We start from the raw sequence: 23,903 nt of genomic DNA, 5'->3' as shown, positions 1-23,903 counted from the left end.
TCTCTGCCTACTACAGCGCCCTTCTTCCCACAGGCTCCGCAGCCGTTGGAGGAACTAGTCCCCGCTGGTCACCGTCCTGGTGGCCCACAGCTCTAGTTTCTACTTCCGCAAATAGGGGCTCTGCAGTCGTTGTAACGAGGATGTCCTGATACCGCCGCTGCCCTGTTCCTGCTGGAATGAGCTGCCCCAGGATGATATTCTCCTTAAGGCCCCGCAGTTCATCTACCTGGGCAGCAAGGGCTGCCTCTGTGAGTACGTTGATCGTCTCCTGGAAAGAGGCTGCGGAGAGCCAAGAGTCCGTGCTGAGCGCTGCCTCAGTAATTCCCAGTAGGATCGGCTCTGCTGTTGCTGGCTCAGCATCTCGTGCTTTTGGCGGCTGTTTCTCCTTCTTCTGGAGCTCTACAACCGACTCACGGAACTTGCGTCGGGGTACGACTTCACCTACGTGGAACTTGGAGTCGCCAGCATCGGTGATAACGACGCTGTTCTTGAGCCGTTCGTTCTCCTGCTGGAACACGAGGCGGTCCACTATGTCGCCTTCCAGGAACATGGAATCGCCCGGGGAAATGATCTTGACTCGGCGTAGCATCTGCCGGATGATGATCTCCACGTGCTTGTCGGCGATGTTAACACCCTGCATTCGGTAGACCTGCTGAATCTCGCGCAGCAAGTACTCCTGCACCGCTTGCACACCCTGGATACGCAGGATGTCGTGTGGATCGATTGGCCCTTCCGTCAATCGTTCACCGGCTCTGACACTGTCGCCGTCCTGGACGAGGATGTGGCGAGTAGCCGATACTCGATACTCCTTCTCCGTCAGCCCATCGTGGCTGACGAGCTTAATGATACGCTTCCCTTGGTCTCGACCTTCACCCAACCGAAGCGAAACGACACCGTCGATTTCTGCGACGACTGCAGGGTTCTGAGGTCGGCGGGCCTCAAACAGCTCTATGACCCGTGGTAACCCACCAGTAATGTCCTGGAGCTGGCGGATTTCACGTGGGATCTTCGCTAAGATTTCGCCTGCTTCCACTCTCTCGCCATCCTCTACGAGTAGATGGGCCCGCGCAGGGATGATCTCTGCGTGGATCGTCCTGCCGGTCTCGTCTAGGATCTCAATCTGTGGAGTCAGGCCCCGCTCTCGTGGGTGGATGACAACCTTAGTGAGGTGCCCCGTTTGCTCGTCCACTTGCTCCAAGTAAGTAGCACCAACCTTAAGGTCACGGTACCGCACCTGTCCAGATACGCGGGCCAAGATCAGCAAATTGTACGGATCCCACTCGTAGAGCTGTTCTCCTCGCTGGACGAGTTGTCCCTCTTGCACGTAGAGACGCGCCCCCACCGGGAGATCGTACCGCACCAATTCTCGATTGCCCTCTGGCTCCACGATAACGAGACTAGCTCCTCGAGCCAATACGACGTGGACATTCTCTCCATCTTCCCCAGGTTGTGGGACCGACCGAAGGCCACGGAACTGGACGATGCCCCCGAACTTTGCTGTAATAACAGACTGCGCTGTCGCCAGAAGGGCTGCCCCTCCGGTGTGGAACGTTCGTAGAGTTAGCTGTGTCCCTGGTTCCCCGATAGACTGCGAGGCTATCGTCCCGACGGCTTCCCCAACCTCCACTAACTGCCCTGTGGCAGGATTGCGGCCATAGCACTTCGCACAGACCCCACGAGGGGCCTCGCAAGTCAGCACTGATCGTATTGGAACACTTTCTATCGGGCTGTCGGCAATCGCCTGTGCCGCTTCCTCATCGATAATGTCGCCTCCGCGCACAATTACCTTACCTGTTAGCGGATGGACGATGTCTCGCAGAGCCACCCGCCCTAAGATTCGCTCGTAGAGAGAGATTTCTAGCTCCTCACCCTCCTTGATACCGCTCACTTCTATCCCGCGGATAGTGCCGCAGTCGTGCATCGTTACGATGACATCCTGCGCGACGTCGTGGAGGCGCCGGGTGAGGTACCCCGCATCGGCTGTCTTCAGGGCTGTGTCAGCCAGCCCTTTCCGAGCACCGTGAGTGGAGATGAAGTACTCTAGCACCGATAGACCTTCACGTAGGTTGGAGGTAATCGGGTTCTCAGTCAGCTCGGCGGCAGCACCAGGGGCTGTCTTCTGCGGCTTCGCCATCAGACCCCGGAGCCCTCCAAGCTGTCGGATCTGCTCCTTGGAGCCACGAGCCTGAGAGTCCAGCATCATCCAGAACGTGTTGAACCCATCCTGGTGGCGAGCTAACTCACGGTAGAGGTGATCTGCTACCTGATTCGTTGCCGAGGTCCATGCATCAATGACCTTGTTGTATCGCTCGTTCGGGGAAAGGATCCCCATCATATAGGCCTCGTTGATCTTGTCCACCTCCTCCTGAGTAGCGCGAATGATCGCCTCTTTCTCAGGCGGTATAATGACGTCGTCGATGCTCACGGTCAACCCGCCCTCTGTAGCGAAGCGGAAGCCCATGTCCTTGAGGGCATCCAGGAACTCTACCGTTCGAGCCAACCCAACAACTCGGAAAGCTTGTCCAATCAGCTGGCGGAGCCGTTTCTTGGTCAGCAGCTCATTGACAAACCCTAACTCTGGAGGAACGATCCGGTTGAAGATGATGCGCCCAACGGTGGTCTCTATTAGCTGTCCGTTGACACGCACCTTGACCTTTGCGTGGAGCTCCACGTGCCCGGAGTCATACGCCAAGATAGCCTCTTCGGGAGAAGCGAAGAACTTACCCTCTCCGAGAGCACCATGGCGGACCTTCGTCAGGTAGTAGAGTCCCAACACCATATCCTGGCTGGGGACTGCTATCGGCTCTCCATTCTGGGTATGCATGATGCTATGGGGCGCTAACATCAGCAACAGCGCCTCCATCTGTGCCTCATGACTTAGCGGCACGTGGACCGCCATCTGATCGCCGTCGAAATCAGCATTGAATGCAGTGCAAACAAGCGGATGGAGCTGGATGGCTTTCCCTTCTACCAAACGCGGCTGGAAGGCCTGAATGCCCAGCCTATGGAGAGTAGGAGCACGGTTCAGGAGTACTGGGTGCCCGTCGATGACGCTATCCAAGACATCCCACACTACCTCTTCCTTCCGCTCCACGAGTAACTTAGCGCGCTTCGCCGTTCGGGCATAACCACGTTCGATGAGCCGGCGAATCACGAAAGGCTTGAAGAGTTCCAGCGCCATATCCTTTGGCAAACCACACTCGTGGAGCCGTAGCTCCGGGCCGACCACGATCACAGAACGCCCAGAGTAGTCCACACGCTTCCCGAGGAGATTCTGTCGGAAGCGCCCCTGCTTCCCGCGGAGCGCATCCGCCAACGACTTCAACGGACGCTGGCCTGTACTACGAGCAACACGGCGGCTATTGTCAAACAGCGCATCCACTGCCTCCTGCAGCATCCGCTTCTCGTTGCGCATAATCACCTCAGGAGCCCGAATCGCAATCAGCTTCTTGAGGCGGTTGTTGCGCATAATGATGCGCCGATAGAGCTCGTTGAGGTCAGAGCTAGCAAAGCGCCCGCCCTCAAGGGCAATCAACGGACGCATCTCCGGAGGAACGACAGGGATGATCTCTAGGACCATCCACTCCGGCTTGTTCGGCTTATGCCCCTCCCGTGGGAGGAACCAGCTGAGGATTCTCAAACGGCGCAGAATCTCCTCGCGCTCTTGCTTTGTCATCCGCTCTTCCAGTGTCAGACGCTGGCGCAGTCCCCAGTAGGTCTTCTCTACATCCAAGCGCCGTAACATCTCCCGCAACGCCTCCGCCCCGGTGAGGGCTAGGAAGTTGCGAGAATGCTCCATTGCCTGGAGGTACTCCTCCTCCGTCAAGAGGTCACCAATTTCAAGCCCCGAGTCACCAGGCTCTAGGACGACGTAGGATTCATAGTAGGCAATCCGCTCAACATCCCGCGAAGGCATTCCTAGGACCACAGCCAGCATGTTTGGCTGTGATCGCATGAACCACGTATGCACTACCGGTACGGCCAAGTGAATGTGTCCGAAGCGCTCTCGCCGGACAGAACGCTGGGTCACCTCTACGCCGCACCGGTCGCACACGATGCCTCGATAGCGGATCCCCTTGTACTTGCCGCAGCTGCACTCCCAGTCGCGGATCGGCCCGAAGATCTTCTCGCAGAAGAGTCCATCCCGCTCAGGCCGGAAGGAGCGGTAGTTAATCGTCTCTGGCTTGAGCACCTCACCGTGGGAGCGCTCTAAGATAGATTCGGGGGAAGCCAAGGCAATCCTGATCCCAGAGAACCCTTTTCGCGGAATCTGCCAGCTCTGCATGGACAGCTGACCTACCTCTTGGCCAACAAGCTCTACGGAACGATCTCTACCTCCAGAGCCAGGCCCTGGAGCTCACGCTGAAGGACACGGAAGGCTTCCGGAATATGAGGATTCGGCGTTGGCTTACCGTTCACCAACGCTGCATAGAGCTCTGCACGCCCAACGACATCGTCGCTCTTCAGCGTCAGCATCTCCTGCAGCGTATAAGCAGCACCGTAGGCCTCTAGAGCCCAAACCTCCATTTCGCCGAGACGCTGTCCACCCATCCGAGAGCGTCCCCCCAGGGGCTGCTGCGTGATAAGTGCATACGGCCCTGTGGAGCGTGCGTGAATCTTGTCCTCCACCATGTGGATCAGCTTCATCATGTAGATGTAGCCAACGGTAACGCGCTCGTGGAAGGGTTCGCCAGTCCGACCGTCGTAGAGGATGGTCTTCCCGTCGGGCGGGAGTCCGGCTTTACGAAGCCACTCCTGCACGTCCTCCCACGTCGCACCGTCAAAGACTGGGCTAGCGAAGTAGACACCCAACTTAGCCGCCACCCACCCAAGGGCCGTCTCCAGTAGCTGCCCAAGATTCATGCGCGATGGTACACCCAGAGGATTGAGCACGATGTCTACCGGCGTTCCGTCAGGTAAGAAGGGCATGTCCTCTACAGGCACAATCTTAGCCACTACTCCCTTGTTTCCGTGACGGCCAGCCATCTTATCACCAACCTGAATCTTCCGCCGCTGGGCCACATAGACCTTCGCCATCTTCAGGACACCTGGTGGCAGTTCTTCGCCGGCTTCGAGCCGGAGTTGTTCGGCCCGCAATTCCTTCTTGATACTCTCTCGTTTCTGGAGGTACCTCTGCAGAAGCTGGCGGACCAGGCCCATCGTATGTTCATCCTCTACCCACGGCTGACGGCCAGCGTCAAGCTCTTCCGGACGCAGCTTACCTTGCTCAAAACGCTTCATCAGCTCTTCAGCTACCAGCTTCGTACCAGCCCTCACGACCGTGCGTCCCTCTCGGTCGACGATCCCAAGGCTTCGCTGGCCATCTAGCAGCCGTCCCAAGCGGCGGACGCACTCCTCGTCTAACTGACGGAGTAGTTCTTGCTCCTTCTTCTGGAGCTGTTCACGGCGGCGCCGCTCATCACGCTGGCGGAGCTGACCGTCCTCGTAGAAGCGACGGCTGAAGAGCTTCGTGTTGATGACCGTACCATAGAAGCCTGCTGGAACCCGCAGCGATACGTCCCGCACATCCCCTGCGCGGTCTCCGAAAATGGCCCGAAGCAGTTTTTCCTCCGGTAGTGGATCAGACTCCACTTTCGGAGTAATCTTGCCGATCAGGATATCCCCCTCTTTGACGCGCGTGCCAACCCGCACCAAGCCGTTATCATCCAAGTTGCGAATCTCCTCTTCGCTGACGTTCGGGATGTCGCGTGTGAACTCTTCCTCTCCGCGCTTCGTGTCCCGCACCTGTGCTGTGAACTCTTCGATGTGGATGGAAGTGAAGACATCTTCGGCTACTAAGCGCTCCGAAATGACGATGGCATCCTCGAAGTTGTAACCCCGCCACGGCATGAAGGCCACTAGGACATTCCGGCCCAGAGCTAGCTCACCGCGGTCCGTCGCAGCACCATCGGCTATCGGCTGTCCCTTACGCACTCGCTGTCCTACTCGCACGAGCGGACGCTGGTTGATACACGTGTCTTGATTGCTCCGGACAAACTTCTTCAGCCGGTATGTCACAACCGGCTCATCGTCAAAACTGATGAGCTTTTCTTCGGGGGAAGCGGTGTCGTCATACCGGATCCGGATAGTGTCAGCGCTGACGTATTCAACCACACCATCACCTTCAGCCAGGAGGAGAGCACGGGAGTCACGAGCTATCTTGCCTTCCAGTCCCGTACCAACGAATGGCGCTTCTGGCCGCACCAACGGAACCGCCTGCCGCTGCATGTTGGAGCCCATCAGTGCCCGGTTGGCATCGTCGTGCTCCAAGAAGGGGATGAGCGAAGCCGAAGCGCTGGTGATTTGATCCGTGGCAACATCCATGTAGTCGACCTCCTCTGGCGCTACGAGTACAAAGTCCCCGGAGCGCCGCGCCCGGACCCGAGGCACTGCAATCCGGCCCTCCTCATCTACTGGGGTCGAAGCAGGAGCTATGACTTTGTCCTCCTCATCATCGGCAGCCAAGTAGACGATTTCATTTGTCACCCGCCCTTCAACAACCCGACGGTACGGTGTTTCTATGAAGCCATACTTGTTGACTCGCGCGTACAGGGCAAGCGACGATATGAGCCCAATGTTGGGTCCCTCTGGGGTCTCGATTGGACAGAGTCGGCCGTAGTGGGTGTAGTGCACATCACGTACCTCAAACCCAGCACGTTCACGGTTCAGACCACCGGGGCCGAGGGCCGAAACACGGCGTTTGTGAGTTAACTCGGCCAAAGGATTGGTCTGGTCCATGAACTGAGAGAGCTGGTTAGTGCCGAAGAACTGGTTCAGCACACTGTTGATCGTGCGCGCATTGACCAGCTCAGCAGGGGTGATACGCTCCTCACCTCCAAAAGTGCTTAGACGATCTCGAATCGTGCGTGCCATACGCGACAACCCCAGTACCATCTGTGCCGTTAGCTGCTCGCAGACCGTCCGGACACGCCGATTCGCCAAATGGTCTTGATCATCGATTCCACGCCTTCCTTCAGCAACCTCTAGGAGATAGCGGATTGTTGCAACAATGTCTTCTACCGTCAGATGGGTCACCTCTAGCGGCACTTGCAGCCCAAGCTTGGTATTGATCCGGTAACGTCCAACAGTATCAAGCTCATATCGCTTCGGCGTAAAGAAGAGACGTTCCAACAGCTGGACAGCCGTCTCTAAGTCAGGGGCCTCGCTCGAGCGCATCTGGCGGTAGATGAGCTCCAGAGCCTCCTCACGATTACGTGTAACGTCTTTCCAAAAGGTCTTAACCAACACAGGCTCTTGCTCTGGGTCCTTGTGGGTAAAGACGCGGAAGCTCGCTATATGGGCCCTCCGTAGTCGCTCTGTCAGTTCCTCAGAGAGAACCTCGCCGCGATGGGCCAAGATCTCCCCTGTAGAAAGATCCACAATCTCGCTGGCAATCCGCCGCCCTACGTACTGCTCGACTTCCCGAGGGTCTACCGATAGAGAGAGCCCGAAGAGATCGTCTATGTCGTGGTCGTGGGAATAGCCTAGTGCCCGCAGGAAGGTAGTGACGGGGAACTTCTTCCTACGGTCGATGTAGACGTACATGACTTCGTTGATGTCGATGACGAACTCCAGCCATGCCCCTCGCAGAGGGATAATTCGGGCAGAGTAGATCGGTAAGCCGCTAGGATGGAGTACCTGATCGAAGAAGACTCCTGGCGAGCGATGGATTTGGGATACGATCACTCGCTCTGAGCCATTGATGATGAAGGTCCCCCGATCGGTCATGATGGGAATATTCCCCAGGTATACATCCTGTTCTATTGGCTCGATGTAGTCTTCCGACTCTGGGGAGACCCTGCTCGAAAGTCGGAAACGAGCCTTCAGGGTCTTGGCATACGTCAATTCCCGCTCGCGGCACTCCTCCTCTGAGTACCGCGGCGGTTCAAGCCAATAGTAGAGAAACTCCAATTGGTAAGTGCCAGTGGCATCTTCCACAGGAAACGTACTTAGGAACGCCTGTTGAAGCCCGACGGGACGCCGCTCCTGAGGAGGCACATCCTCCTGGAGGAACTCCCGGAAAGAGTCCAGCTGCAGATAGAGCAGATCTGGATACTGCGGTTCCCAGCGAAAACGCGCAAAACTGATCCGCTGCTGCAGGAACGATGCCCCATCTTCCGGTGGAATCTCGGCAGCCAACGCCCTCCCGGCAATGGATGCCTCGGGGAGCACCTCTCGTGAGGAATGGGGAACTTTCTCTGGCAGTTCTCGCTGCTGGATGGTAGCGTCACCGTTAGAGCCTACAGAGGCTGAAGCCTTTCGGCGGCCTGTCATAGTCCGTACCTACACGATCCAGTGAGACTTTTTAGGAGCGAAAGCAACACGCCCCTCTTCCCTGCTAACTGCAGGGGAGAGGAGTTCACACTTGCGGCTTTTTTACGGAAACACATACGCAGAGGAGCCCTCGCAGGGGCTACCTGCTTACTTGATCGTCACCTTTGCTCCAACCTCTTCCAGCTTCTTCTTGATATTCTCGGCCTCCTCTTTGGAAACACTCTCCTTGAGCAACTTCGGGGCAGCTTCCACTAAGTCCTTGGCTTCCTTAAGCCCCAGACCCGTCAGCTCCCGTACTACCTTGATAACGTTGAGCTTGTTTGGCCCAATCTCCGTCAGCTCCACGCTGAATTCCGTCTTCTCTTCCACGGCAGGAGCCGCTGCTGGAGATGCTGCAGTAACAGCAGCAACAGCCACTGGAGCCGCAGCCGTCACACCAAAGCGCTCTTCGAGGGCCTTCTTCAGCTCCGCTGCCTCCAAGAGCGTCAGACTGCTAATCTTTTCTACCAGCTCTTCCACGATGCTCGACATGGGTCTCTGCTCTCAACCTCTGTGGAACTTACTCCACCTGTCTGTTCCGCTGACGCGCAACTTCTTCAACCAAATACGCAATATCCCGTAGCACGGCGCCGATCGCACCAGCAATGCCAGCCACTGGAGCTTGAAGACTACCCAAGATGCCAGCAATCAGCTCTTCTCGGCTCGGCATAGCCGCTAGCTGCTCCAGCTGCTCTCCTGAGAAGTACTGTCCCTCTACGGACGCTGCTTTCAGCCTCGGTTTTTCCACACGCTTGATGAACTCATACAGGAGACGCGCCGGAGCAATCCCATCCGTATAGCTAAGAATGAGGGCTGTCTGACCTACGAGGTGTTGCTCTAGCTCCCGGTGATCTCCAAGGGCTTGCAGAGCGCGACGGATCAACGTGTTTTTGGCTACCTTGTACTCAATCCCCTTTTGGCGAAGCTCCATCCGCAAGGACTGAGAATCAGCCACCGTCATTCCGGCAAAGTCAACCATATAGATACCCCGCGCCCGTCCCAGCTTCTGGCGTAGCTCGTCTACAATCTCCGCTTTGCGCTGTCGTGTCAGCATCGGTAGTATGTCACCTGCATTACACAGGCTTCCCGACTCATCTTACAGCTCGGCATGCCCTCAGGACTCCCGTGCCTTGACGACAGACTGCTCGCTCACCGGGATACTAGGGCCCATCGTAGATGTCAGGTAGATACTTCGAATGTACTTCCCCTTTGCAGCTGGAGGTTTGGCTCGCAGGAGACTCTCGACAACCGCTCGGATATTATCCACCAGCTTGTTTTCTGGGAATGAAGCCTTGCCAACGGCTATATGAATGTTACCCCCCTTGTCGACTCTATACTCCACCCGCCCTGCCTTAGCCTCACGGACGGCAGCCGCCACATCAAATGTCACTGTCCCACTCTTCGGATTCGGCATTAGCCCACGTGGGCCCAAGATACGACCGAGCTTACCAACCTCTCCCATAACGTCGGGGGTTGCGATCGCCACATCGAACTCTAGCCAGCCACTCTGGATTTTCTGGATGTACTCCTGCAACCCTGCATAGTCCGCACCTGCTTGGAGGGCTTCCTGGTCCTTGGGTGGCTTGGCAAGGACGAGCACCCGTACCGTCTTCCCCGTTCCATGGGGGAGCACAACTGCACCGCGCACCATCTGATCCGCCTTCCGTGGGTCAACCCCCAGGCGGACGGCTAGCTCTATTGTTTCATCAAACTTCGCTGTTGCTACCTGCTTGATGGCTGCAACAGCCTTCTCCACAGGGACTGCACTCTCTTGTCCAAGCAAGCCCTGCAACTTCTCCACCGCTGCACGATAACGTTTGCTTCGCTTCTTCATCTCGCAGGTCTTACCCTTCCACGACAATCCCCATGCTCCGCGCTGTCCCTTCTAGCATCCGGACAGCACTCTCCAGGCTATCGCAGTTGAGGTCCTCCATCTTCTGACGGGCAATCTCCTCCAGCTGCGCACGGGTGACCTTCCCCACCTTGACCTTGTTAGGCTCTGAAGAGCCCTTCTCTATCCCTGCCGCCTTCATCAGCAGCACCGAAGCAGGCGGTGACTTCACCACGAAGGTAAAGCTCTTGTCAGAGTAGTACGTTACCACTACCGGCACCAGGGTCCCCGCCATCTTGGCCGTCCGCGCGTTGAACTGCTTGACGAACTCCATACCATTGAGTCCGCGCTGGCCGAAGGCAGGACCCACCGGGGGCGCCATCGTGGCCTCACCGGCCTTCAACAGGAGCTTGAAGGTACCGATGACCTTTCGTGCCATTCGTCGCTACTTCCGAACGTTGGGAGCCGTCTATGACGAAGAGGGAATTTCCCCAAGTGTATCTACACCCCTGGTGCCTGGACTGCCAACTCCACCTGGCCGATGTCCAGCTCCACCGGAGTCTTACGGCCTAAAATGCCAACTTCTACCTTGAGCTTCTGTCGCTCCAGGTTGACTTCAGTCACTACCCCAACGAAGTTTGCGAACGGTCCATCAATGATTCGAACAGGATCGCCAACGCTGAACTGCGTCTCTATCGTCGCCGTCTGCTTCCGTTCCTCCAGACGTGACAATACCCGCTCCACCTCTTCCGCACGCAATGGCACAGGCTGCGTCCGAGTACCAGCAAACCCTACAACACCCGTGACACCCTCGATGAGCTGCTGGAGCTTGCGATCCATCGCCGCCTCTACGAGGATGTAGCCCGGGAGGAAGCTCCGCTTCCGAGTTCGCCGCTTACCAGAGCGGATTTCGAAGACGGTCTCTTCGGGGACCACAATACTCCTCACCCGGTGCTGCAGACCATGGAACTGCAGTTCGTACTCGAGACGCTGCTTGACGCGATTCTCCTGGCCACTGGCTGTATAGAGAGCGTACCACCGAAAGGTGGGCTCTTTCTCCTCCGGAACCTGACGGGCAGCCAAAGGCATGGCCATAGTGTCAGAAAATAAACCTGAGCACAGCCGTGACGACCGTATCAACAATCCACGTGAAAGCGGCCAACAGTAGGCAGGTTACGACGACCACAACTGTCGACTCTCGCAGCTGCTCCCGCGTGGGCCAGCTGACCCTCTGCATCTCCCGGACAACTTCCTGCCCGAAGGCTTTGACCTTTGCTATCATGAGGCCGCGTTGAGAAACGCTATACAGAATCAGCACGGGTGGAGGGACTCGAACCCCCAACCTGCGGTTTTGGAGACCGCTGCTCTACCACTTGAGCTACACCCGTGAGCTGATGGCCGGATTTGAACCGGCGACCCCGTCCTTACCAAGGACGTGCTCTACCACTGAGCTACATCAGCATAGAGCGGGAAACGGGACTCGAACCCGCGACCCTCGGCTTGGGAAGCCGATGCTCTACCAACTGAGCTATTCCCGCGAGCGGGAGACGGGACTCGAACCCGCGACCCCGAGCTTGGAAGGCTCGCGCTCTACCAACTGAGCTACTCCCGCGAGCGGGAGACGGGACTCGAACCCGCGACCCTCGGCTTGGGAAGCCGATGCTCTACCAACTGAGCTACTCCCGCATCCGGCGTGGGCAGGGGAGGATTCGAACCTCCGAAGGCGTTCCGCCAGCAGATTTACAGTCTGCCCCGTTTGACCGCTTCGGTACCTGCCCCACGAAGTGCAAATATACCGCTTTCTCAGCCTCCGCAGGGCACTTCTTGAGGTTCCACAGCCTGGCCAGCCCGTACCCACGCAACGAATTCATCGAAGACGTAGCGTGCATCGTGTGGTCCAGGGGCAGCTTCAGGGTGGTACTGCACCGCCATGATTGGCAGTTCTCGATGACGCATACCCTCCAAAGTGCCGTCGTTGAGATTGATGTGGGTCACCTCTATGGCTGGCGGGAGCGTTGTCGGATCCACAGCAAAGCCGTGGTTCTGCGAAGTAATCTCCACTGCCCCTGTCCGTAAGTTCCGCACAGGATGGTTGGCTCCGTGGTGCCCAAACTTCAACTTGTACGTTCGTGCACCGAAGGCCAATCCCAGTAGCTGATGCCCCAAGCAGATTCCCAAGATCGGAACCCTCGAGCTGACCAACTTTCGTAGCTGTGGCAGGGCATAGCTGATCGCTGCTGGATCCCCCGGACCATTTGAGAGCACAACCCCAGCAGGCTCCATTTCCAAGATCGCTTCTGCAGGGGTCCGGGCAGGGACGACGCAGACTCGGCATCCCCGCTGCAAGAGGCTACGAATGATGGTGTGCTTGACACCGTAGTCAACCAAAACCACAACTGGTGCTGTCCCCGACCCCGACGGCTCCAACCAGTACGGAGATAGCGTCGTCACGTGGTCGGTCAGGTCTAGCCCTTCCATCAATGGGATGGCTCGTACACGCTCCAACAGCTCCTCTGGCGTCCCCTGAGCGGAGATAATCCCACGGAGTGCACCCTTGTCGCGAATCATCCGCACTAGCATTCGGGTATCAATTCCCTGTAGGCCAATCACGCCCTGTTGCTCCAAGTACTCCGCTAGCCCAAGCCGAGCGCGCCAGTTAGAGTAGGTGCGGGAACATTCATGCACGACGATACCTTCCACCTGGACTCGGCCCGACTCCCAATCCTCTAACGTGATGCCGTAGTTGCCGATGTGCGGGTACGTGAAGGTGACAATCTGACCGCAATAGCTGGGATCGGTGAGGATCTCCTCATACCCGCTCATAGCCGTGTTGAAGACGACCTCACCCGCAGCCTCCCGGTCAACAGCTCCAAATGCAGAGCCCTCAAAGACGGCACCGTTCTCTAACACTAGGAATGCCCGCACTTGCATGCAGGTCCCGACGCTTGTTGGACGTCGGGAACGCAAGTTAGCGAAACCGTGTAATTTGGTGCTCCAGGCTTGAAGTCTACCATCGGTTGTACATCGTCCATCCGCCTTCGCCGCGCGCTTCCAGCCCATAGAGAACGGTCGTGCCTATGAGGTGCCGTCAGCGTACAACCCGCTGACGAAGAAAGTCCTTGTCCTCAACCGAGGCTACGAGCCTGTCAGTATCTGCTCGGTCAAAAAGGCAGTCCTCTTGCTGGTCCTGGCGAAGGCAGAAATCGTAGAAGTACGCCCCGGCCTCGTACTCCGGAGCGTAACGGCTTCCTATCCCTTGCCGAGTGTTATCCGGCTGATGACCTACGTCCGTGTACCCCACAAGCATGTTGAACTGTCCCGCCGCAACATCATGCGGAGGGACGGATTCCGGTGCCAATACTGCGGAACCACGGAGGCTGAACTGACCATAGACCACGTCATCCCGCGCTCGCGCGGTGGCACCGACACGTGGGAGAACCTCGTGTGTGCTTGCATCCGCTGCAACAACCTCAAAGGGGATCGCACACCGGAGGAGGCGGGTATGCGGCTCCTACGCCCTCCGCGGCGCCCGCACCCGATCCTCTTCCTCAAGCAGTTCGTCGGGAAGCTGGAAGAAGAGTGGCGTCCCTACCTCTTCATGGACTAAGGCTTGCCTCGGGTAGATGTCGCTCAAAGGAGCTACCTACGCTAGCCTTCCGACCTCCACACATTTGCAAGGGAGCAGCACTTATCGAGCTGCCCCGGACAGCTCTCTTCCGCCTACCAGATGACGGCTCTCTCTTCACCGGTGCTGCTCGGGCCTAAGGAGTGGGAAGTAGCAGGCAATACCCACCCCCCTTCCAGCCAAGGGCAGAACCTCCAAGCCCGCTGCCTGTCTCCCATCTACAGCTAAGGCCACAGCCCGGGCTGCTGCATACCCGACGGAAGCTCCAGCAACGACGTCGGAGAGCCAGTGACGACCCCCGTACAGCCGCGAGATCGCCATCAGTCCAGCGAGACCGTAGGCAGCAACCCGCACGACAAGCGATGGCTTCAACGTTGCCACGAGTGCCGTTGTCGTTGCAAAACCTATGGCGGCGTGGCCCGACGGAAAGCTCTGGTAACGGTCATCGAATGACCCTGGGGAGAACGCGAATGCCCCAGCGTTGACCTCGGGACGAGCTCGCCCTACAGCAACCTTGAAGGTAGCTGTGACGATTCCAGCCACTACCGCTGACCCAGCTACGGTTATGCCTACTCGCTGGAGTTGCTGATTGTCTAGTAGCCAGCCGATTCCGTAAGCTCCAGCAGCAACCGCCAGCGGCATCCAGCGTTCGCCATAGAGGTGTGCCACCTGCCAGAGGAGTCCTCTGCCGCATAGAGGGGAGTAGACCTCGGCAACAGCACGATCTACCGCTAGCAGAGCTGGCACCACTACGATGCCCCACATCACAGGCGGCTCCCGCAAGGCAGCCTCTGCACCCCGCAGTACATCGGCAGCGGACGGGAGCTCCTGAGCCTGGACGAGTGCCCAGCAGCCAAGCAGCCACAGCTTACGCCACATCTCGCAGAGCCAGTCGTCCTACTATGGCGCTCATCCCCTCCGCTGAGAGCCCTACCGTTCCAAAGTTCGCCTCGTCATAGGGGCGAGTCCCGTGGTAATCTGAACCCCCCGTGGCCAGAAGATGGTGGCAGCGAGCAAGGGTAGCGTAGTAGCCCTGTAGTACCGCTCCGTGGGCAGGATGGTAGACCTCCATTCCGTCGAAGCCCTTCCGGAGTAAGCTCAGCAAAAGGCGTGGTGACCGGAACGTCCGATGGGGATGAGCTATGACCGCAATCCCGCCGGCCGCGTGGATGAGTCCCAGAGCTCGCACAACGGGGAACTCTTCTGGAGGCTCATAAGCCGGCCTTCCAGCCTCTAAGTAGCGGGCAAACGCTTCGCGCACCGTTTCGCAGTAGCCCCGCCGGACCAGCGCTGCTGCCAAATGAGGGCGCCCCAGCATCTGCCCAGGGGCGCAGTCTGCAACATCCTCCAGGGTTACATGTAGCCCAAGATGCCGGCAACGCCTTAGCATCCGCTCCATGCGGCGCAGCCGCCGTTCCTGTGCTTGCTGAGCATGCTGGTGAAGCCGTATGTCGTCAGGCTGGACGCCGTAGCCAAGCACGTGGAGCTCCTGTCCAAGTTCGTAGCAGCTAACCTCCAACGCTGCCAACACCGTAACCCCAAAGCGCTGTCCTGCGCGGAAGGCCTCCTCGTAGCCGGCTACTGTATCATGGTCGGTGATAGCGAGCCACTGCAGTCCGCGAGCAGCCGCTTGCCGGACTAGCTCTTCAGGCCGTAAGACCCCGTCGGAGTAGACAGAGTGCACGTGCAGGTCGGCAACGATCATGGAGATGGGGCATGCGTTAGCTGTTCGGACAGCTGCTCTAGCAGGAGCCGCACAGAGACTATAGTCTCCGTCACCGGGACATAATGGCGCTCCCCAGAGTGGCGTTGCTTCACTTCTACGGTCCCTGCTTCTACGTTCCGCGGGCTAACGATGAGCTGCAACGGAAGCCCGATGAGGTCCGCATCGTTGAACTTTACCCCCGGTGTCTCGTCCCGGTCGTCGTACAAGGTCTCAATTCCTTCGCGCCATAGCTGCTCGTAGAGCTGCTCTGCTGTCCGAGCAACCCCCTCGTGGCGGTCGGCTCCTATGCTGATGAGGTGAACCTGGAAGGGGGCAATCGCGGGAATCCAGCAGATACCACGCTCGTCGTGGTGCTGCTCGATGAAGGCAGCGATAATCCTCTCCACGCCGATCCCGTAGCTGCCCATGATGATAGGGCGCTGCTGGCCATGCTCATCCAGGAAGGTAGCTCCCAGGGCTTCGGAGTACTTCGTACCGAGCTTGAAGATATGCCCAACTTCGATGGCACGCACGATACGCAGCGGAGTGCCACACTGAGGACACGGCTCCCCATCCTGCACGGTCCGGAGGTCAGCATAGCGGTCAACGCGGCAATCCCGCTGGAGGTCGATATGGCGGTAGTGGTATCCATCTTGGTTTGCGCCGCTGACAAGTCCATTTGCGTTCCGCAGGCGTTCATCAACGATGATCGGCATCGGCGTTGGGAGCCCTATCGGGCCTATCGAGCCAGCGGATGCACCAGTATACTGGAGTAGCTCCTCAGGCGTAGCTGGTCGTAAGTAGACGGCCCCTATGGCAGCCTGGAGCTTCGTCTCGTTGAGTTCATCGTTGCCGCGGAGGAGGACCATCACCGGCTTTCCATCCGCAATGTAGACGAGCGCCTTGGCACAGCGCTCCTCTGGAATGCCGTGCTGGTAGATGAGGTCGTCGATCGTCCGCACACCAGGGGTTGGGAACCGCTCTATGGGTGCACTCTCTGGCAGCCGTGGAGTTGGCTCGACTGCTGAGCGAGCAACCTCTACATTCGCAGCATAGCCACACGAGGGACAGACAGCACAGATGTCTTCTCCGGCCGGCGACTCCACCATGAACTCCTGTGAGACGCTTCCTCCCATTGCACCACTGGATGCCCCCACGACGAAGAAGCGTAGGCCACATCGCTGGAAGATACGCCGGTAGGCTTGGGCATGCTTCTCATAACTGATGTCTAGTCCCTCCCATGTGGCATCCAAGGAGTACGAATCCTTCATCGTGAACTGCCGTCCTCGGAGGACGCCGAACCGTGGTCGAGGTTCGTTGCGGAACTTGGGCTGAATCTGGTACCAGATCTGCGGTAGATCGCGGTACGACTGGATATGCTGCCGAGCATGGAAGGCCACTACTTCTTCATGCGTCGGAGCCAGCACGAGTCCTTCGCGGTTCTTGATGTGGAAGAGAATTTCCCCCATCGTCTCAGCCCGTCCGGTCTGCTCCCAAACCTCGAGCGGATTGAGTGCCGGGAAGTGGAACTCCTGTCCGCCAATGGCATCCATCTCCTCTCGGATGATGCGCATGACTTTCTGCATGACACGCCAGCCCAGCGGCAGGAAGCTGTAGACACCGGCAGCCAATTGTCGGACAAGCCCAGCACGCAGCATCAGTTGATGCGAGACCGCTTGCGCCTCTGTGGGAGTCTCACGAAGCGTCGGGATAAACGCGCTGCTCTGTCGCATCGCCCTTACGAATGTTGCTCCAACGTGCCAACGCACCGCATAATCAGCTCGCTGATGACCGCCTCTGGAGGAGCCTCCCCCGTCTTGAGTGCCACATCTGCCCGATGGAGAGCGACGAGAGCACGCTCAACCCCTACGGGTCCAAACCGGCGGTAGGCTGCCTGGTACTCAGCGACGAAGAAGGGATGGATACCCAGAGCTTCTGCAATGGCTTCAGAGGTAGCGTTCGTCCCCTCCAGGTCGGCAAGCTTCCAGAGCATCAGGAAGTATCGCGTCAACATCGCAATGACTAGCAGCTCTTGACGCTGGGAGCGAACAAGGTATTGCGCAATCTGGAGCGCTTGCTGTAGTCGCCCCTCTCCCAGCGCCTTCTGGAGCTCGAAGACAGAGAAAGCACGCGATAGCCCTACCAGCTGGAGGACATGCTCCTCCTCTAGCACAGAGGCCCCTGTGCTCTGCGCGACGATGGCCAACTTCTGTAGCTCGTTCGACAGCTCGCGTAGATCCGTCCCCACGAGACTGACGAGCGCCTCCAGTGCCGGCGGGGATAGCTCATAGCCGTAGCGACGCGCCCGCTGGGCAACCCACGAGGGGACCTCGCGGTCATAGAGCTTCGGGAACTCTACCCACGCATGTTCCTTGAGCAGTAGCCGCCAGAGTACTGGGGCCCGCTGTAGGAGCTGATGGGCCCGCTTCTGCTGCTTCGGATTGCGTAGCTGGCGGCTAATGCCTCGAAGCGATTCCGGCACTGTCTCTGCAACAAACACCAGGATAGTCGTCGGCTGCGGGTGCCGAAGGTAGTCTACCAGGGCTGCCACGGTGCTTTCCGAGCGCCCCAAGAGGTGCTCGGCCTGCCGAACGAAGATTGCCCGGACTTCGGCTAACACCGGGTAGACTTGTGCCCGCTCTACCAGCTCCCGAGCTGTGATGGACTCTGCCTCCACCGTCTCCACGTTGAGCCCCACCGGGTCTTGCCGCTCCAAGCGAGCGCGCAACTCCTGAAAGGCCTCCTTGAGTAACAGCTCCTCCTCGCCGAAGAGGAGGAGGACTGGCGGCAGAGGACCACGGCGAAGCCGCTCTTCCCAGTGTTCCAGCATCATGGCTCTGAAGTCGACGAGTTCATCCCCCTTGCTGCTTCTGAGTGAGAACTACCTCCTGGCTTAGGCTCGCCCTCTGACAGCCCCAACCACCAGCCCGCACTTGGTAGAGGACTGTCCGCAGTTGCTCACATGCCCCCGCCGCGAAAGGCTCCAGAAGGCGGGTATAGCCACTCTGCTGAGTGAGTTCGAGGATAATGCCTTGTCCACCCACTCTAGAGCGGATGGTGACTGGCACTTGGCGTCAGCACTCGCTTCGGCACAGCTCGCAGAAGGGGCTAACCCACCTTCGTCGGGGAAGACGACATTCAGAACAATCACAGCCGGAGCAAAGTGCCCTAGAGGTTTCCAAGCACGCCCTAGAGTGCCAGTCCCCAGCACTCCCAGTCCGATTTCCTCGGCGATACGTTGCCAGAGGTGGCGTGGGAGCCGGCCACCGTCAACGACGAGCCGACGAAGGGAAGCTTCCATATTTCAGCGACGCATTTGCGGGTCTATGACGTCACGGAGCGCGTCCCCCACTAAGTTGAAGCCTAGCACTGCCAGAGCGATAGCAAGACTGGGATAGAGCGCCAGTCCCCAGGCGATCCCAGCAGCGATGTAACCGTAGCCGTCACGCACCATCTGTCCCCATGACGGTGTTGGCGGCTGGACTCCCAGCCCGAGGAAGCTCAAGCCGGCTTCGGCAACGATGGCTGTGGCCAATCCCGCCGTCACCACGACCGTTAATGGGCCGACGACGTTCGGGAGGAGATGACGCAAGATAATGCGCCCGGCCGAGAATCCCAACGCCTGTGCCGCTACTACATACTCCTGCTCACGGAGTGCCAGGAACTGGCCGCGGACGATGCGGGCAATATCCACCCAACTGGAAACCCCAATCGCGATCGCTGCCTGCTCCATACCATGCCCTAGAACGACCGAGAATGCAATCGCCAACAGCAGCGTCGGATAGGCCCACACAACGTTGAGCAACCACATAATTGCCGTATCCACCCATCCCCGGAAGTAACCTGCCAAGGCCCCAAGCGCCGCCCCAATGACGACAGCTATGACCTGCGAAAGGATACCCACCAGCAGGCTGACGCGGGCCCCGTACACGATCCGGCTCAAGACATCACGCCCATAGCGGTCTGTCCCCAACACGTAGAGCGGCTGGCGATACCACTCGTCGGGACTCTGGCCAGCCAATTCCAACCGGGCCACTGCCCGGCGCTGGCTTGCGAAATCCTCGTAAATGACGCTGTCACCCACTGACTGCCACCACCGCACCGGAACCAGGCGCGGGCGATCCGGGTCCGCAGGATTCCGCAGCGCTATGAGGCTGCCCCGAAACATCGGAGGCTGCAGCGAGTACTCCAGCACCTGGACGGTAGGATCCATCGGCGCTATCCAGTCCGCCCCAATGGCTGTTACGACCAGTACCGCGACAATTAGCGCACCGATGACGCCGCTGCGATGACGCCAGAAGCGCTTCCATACCAGCCATGCCGGCGCGTGCCCTCGATCAGCGGAGCTGGACTCTTGGGTCCAGAACGGCATAGAGTACGTCCACGACGAAGTTGACGACAACGAACACCGCTGCCGTGAAGAGCACCGTCCCCTGAATGAGTGGGTAGTCGAGCTTCTCAATTGCACTGATGGCAACAGTGCCAATGCCGGGCCAGTTGAAGATGTACTCTACGAAGAAAGCCCCTGCTAGCAATCCGGCCACCCACGCGCTGACAGTGGTCACCACAGGATTGAGAGCGTTCCGCAGCGCATGCCGTAGGACGACCCATATCCGCGGTACCCCCTTTGCGTACGCTGTCCGGATGTAGTCTTGGGCAAGCACCTCTAGCATGCTAGAGCGCGTCATCCGAGCAATGATCGAGAGGGGGCGCAGTGCTAACGTAATCATCGGTAGCACCAGGTGTTCCCAGCCCTGGTCCACGTAGCCAGCCAGCGGAAGCCACTCCAACATGACCCCAAAGAGTACCAGCAACACCAGCCCTGCTACGAACGAAGGCACTGAGATTCCAACGAGCGCTGTCGCCATTAGTGCGGCATCTAGCCAAGTATTGGGACGCAGTGCAGCCACAAGCCCAAGAGCAATTCCCACCAACGTCGCAATCGCCATCGAACTCACCGTCAGCAGCGCCGTCGCTGGAAAGCGCTCCACAATGGTCTCCAGCACAGGGCGATTCGTCACGTACGAGCGTCCCAAGTCTCCTTGAATGACTCGGCTCAGGAAGCGGACGTACTGCATCGGTAGCGGTTGATCCAGCCCGAGCTGTTGCCGAATAGCAGCAATGGTCGCCGCATCCGCCCGCTGCCCCGCCAGGAGCCGAGCTGGATCCCCCGGAAGCACGAAGTTGAGGAAGAAAGTGACCGTCACCACTCCCCAGAGGATGCCGAGTGCCACCAAGAACTTCCGGCCAATGTACGACAGGAGTTGCATCGGACCCAAAGCACTTTCTGGATGGCTCGCCGGCTCCTATCGGACGAATGTCAGCACCATCTCTGGCATCACGAACTCCCTCAGCAACGATGAGTAGTCCGCGGGAAGTGTAGTAGCTCTCTGCTAACACCGTTCCCGAGCAGAGCTGGTTGACCAAAGCACTCTGCGCAATTCCAGCCCCCAGTCGGGGATGCTCCTCCTCAAGCTCAACGGAGGCACGCACAACCGCGAGGTGGTACTACAAGGTGGTAGGGGACACCTGCTTCCCCTTCCAGATGGCGCAGGACCCCAAGGTAGCGCTGCCAAGCGACTTCTGCCGGCTCAGTGTAACCTGCCGGAGCGAAATGGCAGTTACGTCGCTGTCAGTAGGCGTTTGCAGAAGATGTCCACGGGTGCGACCACTGCAGCCTCCGCACGAATCTGGCATCCGCGCAGGTATCGAGGGAATCCCAAGCCGCCCAGACGTTCGTGATGTTGGAAGACGATTCCGGCAATGCCGCAGAGCGCTAAGCACCGCTGAAAGATATACCCTCGGTCCCGGATAGCGCTCGCGGAGCTGCTGCTCAGAGGCATCTCCACAGGGAACTTCTACAAACACCGCTTCGGGAAGACCAATGTTGCCGCTACTGTCCGATATCGTAACAGGAGCATCGTGCAGCAGCCCCGCCGCCTACGCCTCGAAGACTCCCGCTTGCTGCATTCCATACGCCAAGTCACTTTCGTTGCCTCTCTGGCTAACGAAGTGACTAGGGTCCCCAGTTACAGAGACGCCTCGCTAGTGTTGGTGGCGTCCCCCAGCAGCTCCAAATATCTGCTGGAACTCTCGGCAAACCGCTGGCCAAGCTCTTCCAATTCCCGTAGCTGCTCGACGACCGCTTCAGACGTATTCCCACAGCCGGATGGAGCGAACGTCTGCAGGCACAAGCTGCAGGCGGCGGAGGAGGTGTTTTAGTGCTTCCCCTGGCTCATCGGTCAAGTGCAGAACCAATTGAGCGGCTCCCCCGTCTTGGTCCGATGCGTACCCTAGCGCTTGGAGCCGCTCAGCAACAGCCGCACCCGACTCCACCAAGCGGCAGTCTGGTAGCACTCGCTGGAGGACCGGTACGAGTAGCGGATAGTGCGTGCACCCCAAGACGAGCGTATCAATCCCTGCTTCCCGCAGGGGTGCAAGGTAGAATTCAGCAATCTGCTCCGTAACTGGACTCTCGATCCAGCCCTCCTCAACGAGCGGGACAAACAGCGGACAAGCCTTCCCGTAGATCTCGAGAGGCCACTCCGAACGCTGCCGCAGGAGTCGTTCGTAGATGCCACTGGCAATTGTTGCACGAGTCCCGATAATCCCAATCCGTCCCTCCGTCGTCTGCCGCAGAGTCAGTTCAACGGTTGGCTCGACAACGTCAATGACCGGTACTGGTGAATGCGCTTGGACCACCTCTAAAGCCACAGCGGAGACGGTGTTGCAAGCCACCACTATCAACTCCACCTCTTGCTCGCACAGGTACAGGGTTAGCTCCCTTGCATATTGGCGAATTGCCTCCGGACCGCGGTTACCGTATGGCACACGCGCTGTGTCTCCGACGTAGAGAAGCTCGCACCCAGCAGCGTACGGAATGATATGCCGCACGACGGTCAATCCACCAATCCCTGAATCGAAGACGCCAATGCGCCGCATCACGAAAACGCCCTTGGAGCGTTCCAAAATTAGCCATCCACCCGCCGCATCCGCGCTGCGAAGGCCCCATCGCATCCAGGGTGCCGGTGCGGCAGAACCTTCAGGAAGCCGTCTTGGCAGACGGCAGCAGGTATCCACTGCTCTGCATGTTCGAGGACAAACTCTGGATGGCGCCGTAGAAAGTCCTGGACAACCCCCTCGTTCTCCTCAGGCTCAGTCGTACAGGTACTGTAGAGCAACACTCCTCCAGGACGCACTAGCCGTGCCGCATTCTCCAGGATGCTCCGCTGTAGCCGAACGAGGGCTGGAATGTCTGCTTCTCTGCGGTGCCACTTGATATCCGGCTTCTTAGCAATCGTTCCCAGGCCTGAGCAAGGGACGTCTGCTAACACAAGATCGGCCGCCTTCCACCGGAAGGAACGAGCATCAGCGGCATGGAATGACATCACCGACGCGACCCCTAGCCGATTTGCCTCACGCTCTACCAGACGTAGCCGATTCGGATGGACGTCCACTGCAGCGATATGCCCCCTCCCTTCGAGCTGCTCCGCCATAGCGCAGGCCTTTCCACCGGGAGCGGCACAGAGATCCACAATCTGCATTCCTGGACGCACTGCTGCCAACTCCACAACGAGGGCCGCGCTCACATCCTGAACACTGGCCCATCCATGCTGCAACACCTCCCGCAGCAACTCGTGGGGCAGATGCTCGGCAAGGATGCAACGTTGTGTGTATTCCGACACCGACGTCTCTACTCCACGGCAGCGGAGCCATTCCACAAGCTCTTCAGGCCGTATTCGCTGCTGATTCACACGCAGTGCTACCTGCGGCCGTCGGTTCTGGGCCTGTAGGAGCTGCACTGCTTCCTCTTCCCCTAGACGCTCCAGCCAACGGCGTACGATCCACGTCGGATACGAGGCTACAGTAGCGTAGTAGCGAACCTTGTCCTCTCGATCCGGCTCTGGAAGCCTCTCCCGATGACGCAGAAGGGCACGTAGTATAGCATTCACCAAACCTGCCGCCTTTGGGCATAACGGCTTGACAAGCTCTACGGCCTGGTGAAGGGCAGCGTAGGCTGGAACCCGGGAGAGGAATAGCAATTGGTAAGCCCCTAACCGAAGGGCAGCTCGCACCGGCATCGGATACCGATGGAGAGGATGCGCTGCAAAGTGCTGGAGGACAAAGTCCAACCACCGCTGCCACCGAACGACACCATGGACGAGTTCTGCCAGAAGGGCCCGATCTGCTACTCCCAACGGCCGACGATTCAGCATGCTCTCTACGAGCCGGTCTAGATACGCACCAGTTCCTTCTACGCGCTGGAGAATCTGCCAAGCTTCCCAGCGAGCTGGAGAGACCTCAGAGAGTGGCCGTTGCTTCTGCTGTGTCTCCGTATCGTGGTTTTTTTCTAAGTTGCTCTGCGCCATGCTCCACACTCGAGCTTCTCTCATACGACGATTCTGTTGCCTCGTTATCGGAACCGTCCC

At 58.7% G+C, this 23,903-nt stretch carries 20 protein-coding genes and 6 tRNA genes; 1 reads left to right on the top strand and 25 read right to left on the bottom strand.

Features of this window, described 5'->3' with window-relative positions:
* Positions 1-10: 10 nt before the first annotated feature.
* From rpoC to carA, 15 genes are all read right to left on the bottom strand, one after another.
* Entirely contained in the window at positions 11-4,285 is a 4,275-nt protein-coding gene (gene rpoC / locus NZ960_06685; GenBank protein ID MCS7177280.1) for a DNA-directed RNA polymerase subunit beta', read from the bottom strand.
* A gap of 32 nt (positions 4,286-4,317) precedes the next feature.
* Positions 4,318-8,274 (bottom strand): DNA-directed RNA polymerase subunit beta, encoded by a 3,957-nt coding sequence (rpoB, locus tag NZ960_06680; GenBank protein MCS7177279.1) that lies wholly within the window; start codon positions 8,272-8,274, stop codon positions 4,318-4,320.
* Positions 8,275-8,421: 147 nt separating this feature from the next.
* Positions 8,422-8,805 (bottom strand): 50S ribosomal protein L7/L12, encoded by a 384-nt coding sequence (gene rplL / locus NZ960_06675; GenBank protein MCS7177278.1) that lies wholly within the window; start codon positions 8,803-8,805, stop codon positions 8,422-8,424.
* Between the two features lie 28 nt (positions 8,806-8,833).
* The gene (rplJ, locus tag NZ960_06670) at positions 8,834-9,367 is read right to left on the bottom strand and encodes a 50S ribosomal protein L10 (protein MCS7177277.1); all 534 of its coding nucleotides are present in this window, start codon (positions 9,365-9,367) and stop codon (positions 8,834-8,836) included.
* 60 nt (positions 9,368-9,427) lie between these two features.
* Positions 9,428-10,147, bottom strand: coding sequence for a 50S ribosomal protein L1 (gene rplA / locus NZ960_06665; protein ID MCS7177276.1), 720 nt, complete (start codon positions 10,145-10,147; stop codon positions 9,428-9,430).
* A 10-nt stretch (positions 10,148-10,157) separates the two neighbouring features.
* Entirely contained in the window at positions 10,158-10,583 is a 426-nt protein-coding gene (gene rplK / locus NZ960_06660; protein ID MCS7177275.1) for a 50S ribosomal protein L11, read from the bottom strand.
* A gap of 62 nt (positions 10,584-10,645) precedes the next feature.
* On the bottom strand, positions 10,646-11,239 hold the full coding sequence (gene nusG, locus NZ960_06655) for a transcription termination/antitermination protein NusG (protein ID MCS7177274.1): 594 nt from the start codon (positions 11,237-11,239) through the stop codon (positions 10,646-10,648).
* Positions 11,240-11,243: 4 nt separating this feature from the next.
* The gene (secE, locus tag NZ960_06650) at positions 11,244-11,426 is read right to left on the bottom strand and encodes a preprotein translocase subunit SecE (GenBank protein ID MCS7177273.1); all 183 of its coding nucleotides are present in this window, start codon (positions 11,424-11,426) and stop codon (positions 11,244-11,246) included.
* Between the two features lie 33 nt (positions 11,427-11,459).
* A tRNA-Trp gene (locus NZ960_06645) sits at positions 11,460-11,532 on the bottom strand.
* 1 nt (position 11,533) lies between these two features.
* Positions 11,534-11,605: transfer RNA gene (locus tag NZ960_06640), tRNA-Thr, on the bottom strand.
* Positions 11,606-11,609: 4 nt separating this feature from the next.
* A tRNA-Gly gene (locus NZ960_06635) sits at positions 11,610-11,682 on the bottom strand.
* Between the two features lies 1 nt (position 11,683).
* Positions 11,684-11,756: transfer RNA gene (locus tag NZ960_06630), tRNA-Gly, on the bottom strand.
* 1 nt (position 11,757) lies between these two features.
* Positions 11,758-11,830, bottom strand: a tRNA-Gly gene (locus tag NZ960_06625).
* Between the two features lie 8 nt (positions 11,831-11,838).
* Positions 11,839-11,922: transfer RNA gene (locus tag NZ960_06620), tRNA-Tyr, on the bottom strand.
* Positions 11,923-11,947: 25 nt separating this feature from the next.
* A complete protein-coding gene (carA, locus tag NZ960_06615) occupies positions 11,948-13,075 on the bottom strand; it encodes a glutamine-hydrolyzing carbamoyl-phosphate synthase small subunit (GenBank protein MCS7177272.1) in 1,128 nt (375 codons plus the stop codon).
* Positions 13,076-13,226: 151 nt separating this feature from the next.
* On the opposite strand from carA, the gene NZ960_06610 reads away from it, so the two are divergent.
* The gene (locus NZ960_06610) at positions 13,227-13,751 is read left to right on the top strand and encodes an HNH endonuclease (GenBank protein MCS7177271.1); all 525 of its coding nucleotides are present in this window, start codon (positions 13,227-13,229) and stop codon (positions 13,749-13,751) included.
* Positions 13,752-13,886: 135 nt separating this feature from the next.
* On the opposite strand, the gene NZ960_06605 is transcribed toward NZ960_06610, so the two are convergent.
* The 10 genes from NZ960_06605 to rsmB form a co-directional block, all read right to left on the bottom strand.
* Positions 13,887-14,648: a phosphatase PAP2 family protein gene (locus NZ960_06605; protein ID MCS7177270.1), complete on the bottom strand. Its 762-nt coding sequence runs from the start codon at positions 14,646-14,648 to the stop codon at positions 13,887-13,889.
* Entirely contained in the window at positions 14,638-15,474 is an 837-nt protein-coding gene (locus NZ960_06600) for a PHP domain-containing protein (protein ID MCS7177269.1), read from the bottom strand. The genes NZ960_06605 and NZ960_06600 overlap by 11 nt, the downstream gene beginning before the upstream one ends.
* Entirely contained in the window at positions 15,471-17,207 is a 1,737-nt protein-coding gene (locus tag NZ960_06595; GenBank protein MCS7177268.1) for a proline--tRNA ligase, read from the bottom strand. Before NZ960_06595 ends, NZ960_06600 begins: the two co-directional genes overlap by 4 nt.
* A gap of 5 nt (positions 17,208-17,212) precedes the next feature.
* Complete coding sequence (gene holA / locus NZ960_06590) at positions 17,213-18,307, bottom strand: DNA polymerase III subunit delta (GenBank protein ID MCS7177267.1); 1,095 nt, start codon at positions 18,305-18,307, stop codon at positions 17,213-17,215.
* A 60-nt stretch (positions 18,308-18,367) separates the two neighbouring features.
* Positions 18,368-18,775, bottom strand: coding sequence for a hypothetical protein (locus NZ960_06585; GenBank protein MCS7177266.1), 408 nt, complete (start codon positions 18,773-18,775; stop codon positions 18,368-18,370).
* A 3-nt stretch (positions 18,776-18,778) separates the two neighbouring features.
* Entirely contained in the window at positions 18,779-19,846 is a 1,068-nt protein-coding gene (locus tag NZ960_06580; protein MCS7177265.1) for an ABC transporter permease, read from the bottom strand.
* Complete coding sequence (locus tag NZ960_06575; GenBank protein ID MCS7177264.1) at positions 19,812-20,744, bottom strand: ABC transporter permease; 933 nt, start codon at positions 20,742-20,744, stop codon at positions 19,812-19,814. The genes NZ960_06580 and NZ960_06575 overlap by 35 nt, the downstream gene beginning before the upstream one ends.
* A gap of 351 nt (positions 20,745-21,095) precedes the next feature.
* The gene (locus NZ960_06570; GenBank protein ID MCS7177263.1) at positions 21,096-21,317 is read right to left on the bottom strand and encodes a hypothetical protein; all 222 of its coding nucleotides are present in this window, start codon (positions 21,315-21,317) and stop codon (positions 21,096-21,098) included.
* 304 nt (positions 21,318-21,621) lie between these two features.
* Complete coding sequence (gene murI, locus NZ960_06565) at positions 21,622-22,416, bottom strand: glutamate racemase (GenBank protein MCS7177262.1); 795 nt, start codon at positions 22,414-22,416, stop codon at positions 21,622-21,624.
* Positions 22,417-22,445: 29 nt separating this feature from the next.
* Entirely contained in the window at positions 22,446-23,843 is a 1,398-nt protein-coding gene (gene rsmB / locus NZ960_06560) for a 16S rRNA (cytosine(967)-C(5))-methyltransferase RsmB (GenBank protein MCS7177261.1), read from the bottom strand.
* Positions 23,844-23,903 lie beyond the last annotated feature (60 nt).

Source organism: Candidatus Kapaibacterium sp., assembly GCA_025059875.1.
Taxonomy (GTDB): Bacteria; Bacteroidota; Ignavibacteria; order Kapaibacteriales; family HRBIN21; genus HRBIN21.
The sequence above is the reverse complement of the archived record's forward strand: the minus strand, read 5'-3'. Positions and strand labels throughout refer to the sequence as shown.

Excerpts from the sequence above, each read along its gene's own strand:
- NZ960_06570 (MCS7177263.1), bottom strand. The coding sequence starts at position 21,317 with ATGCCTCTGAGCAGCAGCTCCGCGAGCGCTATCCGGGACCGAGGGTAT.
- rplL (MCS7177278.1), bottom strand. The coding sequence starts at position 8,805 with ATGTCGAGCATCGTGGAAGAGCTGGTAGAAAAGATTAGCAGTCTGACG.
- rsmB (MCS7177261.1), bottom strand. The coding sequence starts at position 23,843 with ATGGCGCAGAGCAACTTAGAAAAAAACCACGATACGGAGACACAGCAG.
- secE (MCS7177273.1), bottom strand. The coding sequence starts at position 11,426 with ATGATAGCAAAGGTCAAAGCCTTCGGGCAGGAAGTTGTCCGGGAGATG.
- rpoC (MCS7177280.1), bottom strand. The coding sequence starts at position 4,285 with ATGCAGAGCTGGCAGATTCCGCGAAAAGGGTTCTCTGGGATCAGGATT.
- NZ960_06600 (MCS7177269.1), bottom strand. The coding sequence starts at position 15,474 with ATGATCGTTGCCGACCTGCACGTGCACTCTGTCTACTCCGACGGGGTC.
- murI (MCS7177262.1), bottom strand. The coding sequence starts at position 22,416 with ATGCGGCGCATTGGCGTCTTCGATTCAGGGATTGGTGGATTGACCGTC.
- NZ960_06575 (MCS7177264.1), bottom strand. The coding sequence starts at position 20,744 with ATGCAACTCCTGTCGTACATTGGCCGGAAGTTCTTGGTGGCACTCGGC.
- nusG (MCS7177274.1), bottom strand. The coding sequence starts at position 11,239 with ATGGCCATGCCTTTGGCTGCCCGTCAGGTTCCGGAGGAGAAAGAGCCC.
- rpoB (MCS7177279.1), bottom strand. The coding sequence starts at position 8,274 with ATGACAGGCCGCCGAAAGGCTTCAGCCTCTGTAGGCTCTAACGGTGAC.
- NZ960_06585 (MCS7177266.1), bottom strand. The coding sequence starts at position 18,775 with ATGGAAGCTTCCCTTCGTCGGCTCGTCGTTGACGGTGGCCGGCTCCCA.
- rplA (MCS7177276.1), bottom strand. The coding sequence starts at position 10,147 with ATGAAGAAGCGAAGCAAACGTTATCGTGCAGCGGTGGAGAAGTTGCAG.
- holA (MCS7177267.1), bottom strand. The coding sequence starts at position 18,307 with ATGATGCTGGAACACTGGGAAGAGCGGCTTCGCCGTGGTCCTCTGCCG.
- rplJ (MCS7177277.1), bottom strand. The coding sequence starts at position 9,367 with ATGCTGACACGACAGCGCAAAGCGGAGATTGTAGACGAGCTACGCCAG.
- NZ960_06605 (MCS7177270.1), bottom strand. The coding sequence starts at position 14,648 with ATGTGGCGTAAGCTGTGGCTGCTTGGCTGCTGGGCACTCGTCCAGGCT.
- NZ960_06595 (MCS7177268.1), bottom strand. The coding sequence starts at position 17,207 with ATGCGACAGAGCAGCGCGTTTATCCCGACGCTTCGTGAGACTCCCACA.
- carA (MCS7177272.1), bottom strand. The coding sequence starts at position 13,075 with ATGCAAGTGCGGGCATTCCTAGTGTTAGAGAACGGTGCCGTCTTTGAG.
- rplK (MCS7177275.1), bottom strand. The coding sequence starts at position 10,583 with ATGGCACGAAAGGTCATCGGTACCTTCAAGCTCCTGTTGAAGGCCGGT.
- NZ960_06580 (MCS7177265.1), bottom strand. The coding sequence starts at position 19,846 with ATGCCGTTCTGGACCCAAGAGTCCAGCTCCGCTGATCGAGGGCACGCG.